The sequence below is a fragment of the Nocardiopsis mangrovi genome (assembly GCF_042653925.1).
Taxonomy (GTDB): Bacteria; Actinomycetota; Actinomycetes; order Streptosporangiales; family Streptosporangiaceae; genus Nocardiopsis_B; species Nocardiopsis_B mangrovi.
Genome location: NZ_JBHSFQ010000008.1, coordinates 180,426 through 188,040, shown reverse-complemented (window position 1 = coordinate 188,040; position 7,615 = coordinate 180,426). Strand labels below are relative to the sequence as shown.

At 68.8% G+C, this 7,615-nt stretch carries 9 protein-coding genes and 1 pseudogene; 4 read left to right on the top strand and 6 right to left on the bottom strand.

Annotated elements, in window-relative coordinates; translation table 11 throughout:
- Both ACFO4E_RS11615 and ACFO4E_RS11610 read right to left on the bottom strand, forming a co-directional pair.
- A pseudogene (locus ACFO4E_RS11615) lies at positions 1 to 319 on the bottom strand (hypothetical protein); the annotation flags it as partial.
- A 44-nt stretch (positions 320 to 363) separates the two neighbouring features.
- Positions 364 to 717: a hypothetical protein gene (locus ACFO4E_RS11610; protein ID WP_378573780.1), complete on the bottom strand. Its 354-nt coding sequence runs from the start codon at positions 715 to 717 to the stop codon at positions 364 to 366.
- A 322-nt stretch (positions 718 to 1,039) separates the two neighbouring features.
- On the opposite strand from ACFO4E_RS11610, the gene ACFO4E_RS11605 reads away from it, so the two are divergent.
- Positions 1,040 to 1,639: a PadR family transcriptional regulator gene (locus ACFO4E_RS11605; RefSeq protein ID WP_378573790.1), complete on the top strand. Its 600-nt coding sequence runs from the start codon at positions 1,040 to 1,042 to the stop codon at positions 1,637 to 1,639.
- 178 nt (positions 1,640 to 1,817) lie between these two features.
- Here ACFO4E_RS11605 and ACFO4E_RS11600 read toward each other — a convergent pair whose 3' ends face one another.
- Together ACFO4E_RS11600 and ACFO4E_RS11595 are read right to left on the bottom strand one after the other, a co-directional pair.
- Complete coding sequence (locus ACFO4E_RS11600; RefSeq protein ID WP_378573778.1) at positions 1,818 to 2,564, bottom strand: MerR family transcriptional regulator; 747 nt, start codon at positions 2,562 to 2,564, stop codon at positions 1,818 to 1,820.
- A gap of 254 nt (positions 2,565 to 2,818) precedes the next feature.
- Positions 2,819 to 3,253: an ATP-binding protein gene (locus ACFO4E_RS11595; RefSeq protein ID WP_378573776.1), complete on the bottom strand. Its 435-nt coding sequence runs from the start codon at positions 3,251 to 3,253 to the stop codon at positions 2,819 to 2,821.
- A gap of 209 nt (positions 3,254 to 3,462) precedes the next feature.
- Here ACFO4E_RS11595 and ACFO4E_RS11590 point away from each other — a divergent pair, with 209 nt between their 5' ends.
- Both ACFO4E_RS11590 and ACFO4E_RS11585 read left to right on the top strand, forming a co-directional pair.
- Positions 3,463 to 4,272: a helix-turn-helix domain-containing protein gene (locus tag ACFO4E_RS11590; RefSeq protein ID WP_378573775.1), complete on the top strand. Its 810-nt coding sequence runs from the start codon at positions 3,463 to 3,465 to the stop codon at positions 4,270 to 4,272.
- Positions 4,232 to 4,432 carry a DUF397 domain-containing protein gene (locus ACFO4E_RS11585; RefSeq protein ID WP_378573773.1) on the top strand — a complete coding sequence of 67 codons (201 nt, stop codon included), beginning with the start codon at positions 4,232 to 4,234 and terminating at the stop codon, positions 4,430 to 4,432. The genes ACFO4E_RS11590 and ACFO4E_RS11585 overlap by 41 nt, the downstream gene beginning before the upstream one ends.
- A 60-nt stretch (positions 4,433 to 4,492) precedes the next feature.
- On the opposite strand, the gene ACFO4E_RS11580 is transcribed toward ACFO4E_RS11585, so the two are convergent.
- Positions 4,493 to 5,932 carry an MFS transporter gene (locus ACFO4E_RS11580; RefSeq protein ID WP_378573771.1) on the bottom strand — a complete coding sequence of 480 codons (1,440 nt, stop codon included), beginning with the start codon at positions 5,930 to 5,932 and terminating at the stop codon, positions 4,493 to 4,495.
- Between the two features lie 73 nt (positions 5,933 to 6,005).
- Positions 6,006 to 6,494, bottom strand: coding sequence for a MarR family winged helix-turn-helix transcriptional regulator (locus ACFO4E_RS11575; RefSeq protein ID WP_378573769.1), 489 nt, complete (start codon positions 6,492 to 6,494; stop codon positions 6,006 to 6,008).
- A gap of 184 nt (positions 6,495 to 6,678) precedes the next feature.
- On the opposite strand from ACFO4E_RS11575, the gene ACFO4E_RS11570 reads away from it, so the two are divergent.
- Complete coding sequence (locus tag ACFO4E_RS11570; RefSeq protein WP_378573767.1) at positions 6,679 to 7,596, top strand: SDR family oxidoreductase; 918 nt, start codon at positions 6,679 to 6,681, stop codon at positions 7,594 to 7,596.
- Positions 7,597 to 7,615 lie beyond the last annotated feature (19 nt).

Genomic DNA, 7,615 nt, shown 5'->3' with positions numbered 1-7,615 from the left:
GGGAGTTCACGGGGGTGACCCGGGGCAGGCCGTCGTCACCGTCGTCCTGGGTGTCCTCGTCGCCGTCCGGGTTGTGGACGCCTTCCCGGCCATCCGGGTTCCCCGGATCGCCACCCTCACCCGGGGTCCCATCGCCGCCGTCACCCGGGGAGCCGCTGCCGTTGTCGACGGAGTCGATGGCCGAGGCGATCATTGATGACACGCGCCCGGAGACGCCGCTGGTGACGACCGTGGTCGCGATGGCGGCGACGAGGAGGACGACGGCGGCGTATTCGGTGAAGCCGGCGCCGCGTTCGGGGTCGTGGATGCGTCGGAGCATGGGGGATACCTCGGGTGGTGACCGGGGCCTGGGCGATGCGAGTGTCAGCGGAGGAAGAAGGCGCGCGAGGTGGGCCGCAGGAGCAGGACCAGGGTCGCGACGGGCAGGATGAGTTGGGTGATGCGGCCGTCGCCGCCGAGGGTGAGCAGGCTGTAGAGGCCGATCAGGGTCTCCAGGGCCAGGACCGACCAGAAGATCACGCGGCCGTTGCGGCGGATGAAGGCGGCCAGCAGGATCTGGGCGATGCCCGGGAGCGAGACCGTGAGGTTGTAGCCGAGTTCGTAGGCGGTGACGCCGGTGAGGATCAGCATGGCCGCGGCGATCACGAGGGTGAGTCCGCCGGCGGTGTAGAGCAGGATGCGGACCCAGCGCACGGACGCCGGCAGTTCGGAGGACAAAGGGGGATTCTCTTCCAGACGGAGCGGACGATTAATTGCGGGTAGTTCGCCTGAAACCCTCACGGTAGGCGAGAATGCGTGCGTAGCGCAGGCGAATGGACACCCTCGGTCACGGATTTTTCTCGTCCATCACGGCCGACTGGGCGTCCTCGATCTTCGCGTCCTCGATCCCCCGCCAACCCTGCCGAAATGCGCGCCGCCGGAATCCGCAGCACCCGTACCGCCCCGGCCACCCGCGGTCGGTGGAAGCGAATGGTCATCGGCGCCCGAACGCCCGTTAACCTGGGGGCGAGCATGACGCACGGGTGGAATTCAGGTGACGATGTCGGCAACGCGGCTGCTGGTCCTCGGCGTGGTCCGAGTGCACCGTTCGGCGCATGGATACCTGGTTCGCAGCGAGCTCGTCGGCTGGGGTGCCGATGAATGGGCCAACGTCAAGTGGGGATCGATCTACCACGCACTGCGCCGACTCGCCACGGAAGGGCTGCTGACCGGCACTGACTCCCCCGAATCACCCGGCCGAACCGACTACGCCATCACCGCTGATGGCGACGCCGAGTTCCTGCGCCTGCTGCGCGGGGCGCTCACGGACACCGGCCCCCGCCGCGACCTCCTGTCGGCCGGGCTCGCCTTCCTGACCGCTCTGCCGCGCGCCGAGGCGATCGAGCTGCTGTCCCGCCGCCTCGCGGCTCTGGAGGCCGGGCGCGCGGAGGTCGAGGCGGCGGTGGGCACCCCCGGATCCCCCGGCCTGCCGCTGCACGTCAACGAACTCTTCAAGCTGTGGGTCGCCGACATCGCGGGCGGGATCGCGTGGACCCGCGAGCTGATCGAAAGCCTGCGGGCGGGGGAGTACGTCATGGCCGACGACAGCGACACCGCCTACGGCCTCCCGGGCAGCGCCCACACCTCCGGCCGACTCTGATCCCGCGCCGGGAGAGGCGGGTCGAGGCGGCGCGAGCGTCCGGATCGAGTCCCGTGCGCCGATGCCTCGGTCCCGATCCACCGCGTGTAGGTGTCGGCAATGGCCGCTCGATGGTGCTCCCACCCACCGGCACGCCGACCCGCCGAGCCCGGTCGGCCCTTACGATGCTCCGCGCCGGTCAGGCGTGGCCGGTGGGGGACGCCGACGCGTCCAGGAGGGGCCGCATGCGGCTGATGACGTCGAGCTGGGCGGGGTTGAAGACGTCGGTGAAGGCCTTGTGCATGGTCTGCTTGGCGAACTGGGCTCCGCCCGGGGCGTCGTCGACGGCGTCCCGCACCGTGGGGTGCTCGATGTCGAGTGCGCGGAAGTAGGGAACGAGGCGCTCGGCCATGTCCTGGCGGGTGGATTCGTCGGTATCGGCCGACAGGAGGTCGAATTCGTCGGCCACGGGGTCGGCCGGGAGTTCGTCCAGCATCTCGGCGTAGGACTGGAGGCCCTTGGGGCCCAGGACCCGGGCCAGGACGACGAAGATCGAGCGGTCCCTGTCGGACAGCCCCGGATTGGTGGCGGCCGAAGCGATCTCGGGCGGCAGGTCGGTCGGGGCGGACTGGTGCAGGATGAGGCTGAGTTCGAGGCGGGCCCGCTGGAGCCGTTCGATGGTGTCGGCGAGTTCGGTGTCGAGGGTGCGCAGGGCCTGCTTCGGGTGGTCGTCGGCGTCGCCCATGTCGGCGATCTGGGCCAGGGAGAACCCGAGGTCGGTGAGGCGTTTGATGCGCAGCACCCGGACGAGGTGGGCGACGCCGTACTGCTTGTAGCCGTTGGCGTGCCGCGGGGGCTCGTCGAGCAGACCGACCTCATGGTAATGGCGTACCGCCCGCAGGCTCGTGCCGGCGAGTTCGGCGATCTCACGGGTACTCCACGCCACGATTGACACCTCACTCTGTTGTTCGGAAACGGCGGCATGGACCCGCCGACCACTCACAGTGAAAACCATGCCGTACCGGCATGGTCAAGTCGGATGCCGGCGCCGGACAGGCTCCGGGGTCACTCTGCTCGGGGCGGGACGTTCGCGCAACCTTCCCGCGGTCTGGACTGCGAGGACATCGCGAGGCCGTGGGCGAGCCGTCGGCGGGAAACCCGCCGGCGGCTCGGTGAGTCCCCCTGCCGACCCGATGCCGTTCACCCACTCGGGAGGTCGCCCCGTCGCGCCGGGTCCACTGCCGGGTAGAGGAGCGTGAAGGTCACCCCCGAGCGGGGGGCGGGGAGGGGGCGCCAGGCGTGGGCGAAGTGGTCGATGAGGGCGATCCCGCGCCCGCGCTCGGACATGAAGGTGTTGGGGCGCAGAAAGGGGACCGCTTCCGCTTTGCCTTCGTCATCGACGTCCACCGCGATGCGGCCGGGGGCGATTTCCAGCCGGAGGGTGAACACTCCGCCCCGCCCGCTGGCCGTGTGGGAGACGGCATTGGTCGCCGCCTCTGAGACCAGGAGGACGGTCGCGGCGACCGTGTCATCGGGGATGCGGAATGCGGCGTGCGCGGCCAAGACGTTGTCGACCCAGCGCCGGGCCTGGCCGATCTGCTCGTTCCAACCGGGGAAGATGCGGCTGTAGGACACCGCCATCACCTCCGTCCGGCAATAGGGTGAAATTCGCAGTATTCATCCGTGATCGGGACAGTGAAATTCTCCACGTCATCAGCTCCATGGGGTTCGCTGGTGGCTGCACCTCCGGACGCTCTTCGACAGTTCGTCGCGGGGGCTCTGCGAGTTCAGCCTTATTTGGCAAGACTCGACGTGCCATATGAGTCACACAACAGTCACTTTCCATGAACAGCCTGAAAATCCGTGGACATGTCCTCAACACTGGCTTCATGAGTACGTTTGGAGAGGCACTCAGGGCGCAAATCGAACTTTCGGGGATGAATCAGACCCAGTTGGCCAATGCTTGCGGGTGGAGCCGTTCGCAGATATCGGCCCTTGTGACGGGTGCGCGTCTACCTAAGGGCGACGCGGTCGAAGCTCTGGATGAGGCGCTCGGAGCCCAAGGCGTGCTGATGCGTAAGTGGGTGGAGGAACGACGGCGTGCGACCCAACCGGACTGGATGCGCCGCATCGCCAATGTCGAGGACAAGGCGACGGAAATTCGTATATCCCAGCCGACGATTCTGCCAGCCGTTCTTCAACCCCCCACATATGCATCGGCTCTTTATCGAATCGGTAAACCGTCGATGTCCGAGGACGAAATCAGCAGTGCGGTTTCCCGGAGGATGGAGCGTGGACATGCTCTCCTCCGTCCCGGAGGCCCGCTGATCACCGCGGTGCTCTCCGAATCGGTGGTCCGTGCCGCCAATGACATTGACCCCGACTCTCTCTCCCACCTGCTAGAGCTGCCACAATCGGTGTGCGTGCAGCTACTACCGGACGGCGTGTACCTAGGAGCCGCGGTCGGAGCGTTCCGGCTCATCAGCTTCGCCGATCGACTGCCGGTCGTGTTCCTCGAACACGCTATGGGAGGCGTGATCGTTGATCACGAGGACTCGGTGGTGATGTTCAGCGCCTCCGCGAACCGCTTGCAAGCATGTGCTATGTCGCCGGATGATTCGGCTAAGCGAATCAAGGAGATCGCAAATGAATGAATTCCACAAGTCCACATACAGTCATGTCAACGGTGATTGCGTGGAGGTCGCCGAGGGTGCCGTAACGCGTGTTCGCGACTCGCGGAACAGAGCGCGCGCCACGCTGGCGTTCCCCGCGACCGAGTGGCGGGCGTTGTTGGCCGATATCGACTCGCTGTAGTTTTCGCGGGTACAAGCGTCGGCCCCGAGGGAGGACCCTCGGGGCCGATGCTGTGCCGGGTCAGCTTCGTCGTCGCAGGACCGTGAACGCCACCGCGAACGCGGTCGCCAGGAGCCCCGCGCCGATGGCGAAGGCCAGGTGGTAGCCGCTGGTCAGCGCCTCTGCATCGGCGGTGCCCCGGGTGAGCAGGGTGTCGGTGCGCGCTGCGGCCAGGGTGGACAGCACGGCGACACCGACGGCCATGCCGATCTGCTGTGTGGTGTTGAACAGCCCGGACACCAGCCCGGCGTCGTCCTCCCCGGCGTCGGACATGCCCAGCGAGGTCAGGGCGGGCATCGCCAGCCCGAAGCCCGCGGCCAGCAGCATCACCGGGAACAGGTCGGTCAGGTAGTCCGGGTCGACGGGAACGCGGGTGAGCAGGGCGAAGAGGAGCGTCAGCAGCGCGAGGCCCGCGAGGAGCACGTTGCGTTCGCCGAACCGGGTGTTGAGCCGCGCCGAGACGCCCAGGGACACCACCCCGATGGACACCGCCGCCGGGAGCATCGCCAGCCCGGTGGCCGCCGCGCCGTAGCCCACCACCCGCTGGAGGTAGAGCGCGAACAGCACCTGGAACGAGAACAGCGCGGCGACCATCAGGATCTGGACCAGGTTGGCGCCCGAGACGCTGCGCGACCGGAAGATCCGCAGCGGCACCAGCGGCGTCGCCGCCGTTGCCTGGCGGACGGCGAACCCGGTGAGCAGGGCGGCGGCGAGGGCCCCGGAGGCAAGAGCCGTGGGCGATGTCGAGCCCTGTTCCGACACCTGCACAACGGCGTAGATCCCGGACATGAGCCCGCCCGTGACCAGGGCGGCGCCGACCACGTCGGCCCCTGCGGCGAGGCCGATCCCGCGCTCGGCCGGGAGCACGACGGCCGCGACCGCGAGCACGGCGATCCCGATGGGCAGGTTGATCAGGAAATTCGAGTGCCAGCCGAGGGTGTCGGTGAGGACGCCGCCCAGCACCTGGCCGATGGAGGCGCCGGCGGAGCCGGTGAAGGCGAACACGGCGATGGCGCCGGCCCGCTCCCGCGCCTCGGTGAACAGGGTCACCAGGATGCCCAGGCTGACCGCCGAGGCCATCGCGCTGCCGGCCCCTTGCAGGAAGCGCGCGGCGATGAGCATCGCCGGGGAGGCGGCGGCCCCGGCGAGGACGGAGGCGGCGGTGAACACGACGGTGCCGAGCAGGAACATCCGCTTGCGGCCGATCAGGTCGCCGATCCGCCCGGAGAGTAAGAGCAGGCTGCCGAAGGCGATCAGGTAGGCGTTGACGACCCAGCTGAGGCCGGCGGGGGAGAAGCCGAGGTCGTTCTGGATGGCGGGCATCGCGACGGTCACGATGCTGCCGTCGAGGATCGTCATCAGCGCAGCCGTGGCGATCACGCCGAGGGCGGTCCGGCGGGCCGCGGGCGAGAGGGGCCGCGCGGGGGCCGGGGGTGCGGACGGGATGGACGTGGCGGACATGAGGTCTCCCTGCTGATTGCGACAACAGCAAGACCTTAGCAGATAGTTTTGTTGTAGATGATTTCTCTTGGATCTACTTTTCCCGCTGTCGAGCGCGCCGCACCGGCTGCGGGCTCTCGACCGGTACCGCCAGGTGTCCGCTGACCAGTCGGTTCAACGCACTGAGGAGGACCGCGCGCTCATCAGGGGGGAGTGACCCCACCGCGTCGGCGTGCACGCGGTCGACGATCTCCTGGCTCCGCCCGGCGACCTCGGCTCCCTTCTCCGTGACCGCGATGATCCGGGCCCGTCGGTCGGTGCTGGAGGGGCGGCGCTCGGCCAGGCCCGCCTTCTCCAGGGCGTCCACCGTCACCACCATCGTGGTCTTGTCCATGTCGCCGATCTCGGCGAGCTGGATCTGCGTGCGCTCCTCCTCCAGCGCGTGGACGAGCACGCAGTGCATGCGTGCCGTCAGGCCGATCTCGGCGAGCGCCGCCGCCATCTTGGACCGGAGGACGTGGCCGGTGTGGTCCAGCAGGAAGGACAGGTCCGGCTCGGTGCGGTGCGGTGCCATTGCGGTCATGGCGCCAGCGTAGCAACCAGGACCGTCGCGGATTATCCGTCAGGCATCCATCTCCCGGCGTCCGCCCTCCGGGTCCGATGCGGCGGAACACACCGCGGAAAGGTGACAGGAGATGGCAGGTGCGGGCCGTAGAACGGTGGCGACGATCAACGGACGGACCATGGAAAGCAGGGGGAAGCACGTGATGCGGGACAGCCTCAAGGGCAGGGTCGCGCTGGTGGCAGGGGCCACCAGGGGAGCAGGCCGGGCGATCGCCGTCGAATTGGGACGCGCGGGCGCCACGGTCTACGCGACGGGGCGCACCACGCGCGAACGGCGGTCCGAGATGAACCGCCCCGAGACCATCGAGGAGACCGCGGAGCTGGTGACCGCGGCCGGGGGAGAGGGCATCGCGGTCGCGGTCGACCACCTGGTGCCGGGCGATGTGCGGGCCCTGGTCGAGCGGATCGACGCCGACCACGGCCGGCTCGACGTCCTGGTCAACGACATCTGGGGCGGCGACGTCTACCTCGAATTCCACCGGAAGCTGTGGGACTTCCCCATCGAGGACGGGCTGCGGATGCTGCGGCTGGGCATCGACACCCATGCGATCACCAGCAATGCCGCCCTGCATTTGCTCAACCGCACACCGGGCGGGCTGGTCGTGGAGATGACAGACGGCACCGCCGAGTTCAACGCCGACTACCGCGCCGACGCCGGCTTCTTCTACGACCTTGTCAAGGTGTCGGTGCAGCGCATGGCGCTGGCACAGGCCGAGGAGCTGCGCCCGCTGGGCGGCACCGCCGTGGCGCTCACCCCGGGCTGGCTGCGGTCGGAGGCGATGCTCGAACTCTTCGGGGTGACCGAGCAGAACTGGCGGGACGCCCTTTCGGCGGAGCCGCACTTCTGCATCTCGGAATCGCCCGCCTACGTCGGTCGGGCCGTCGCCGCCCTCGCCTCCGACACCGAGGTGGCGCGGTGGTCGGGGCGGACGCTGTCCAGCGGGCAGCTCGCCCAGGTGTACGGGTTCACCGACACCGACGGCTCCCGCCCCGACGCCTGGCGCTACATCCCCGAGGTGGAACGCGCGGGCAAGCCGGCCGACGCCACCGGCTACCGCTAGGAGGGTCCTGCCGCATCCG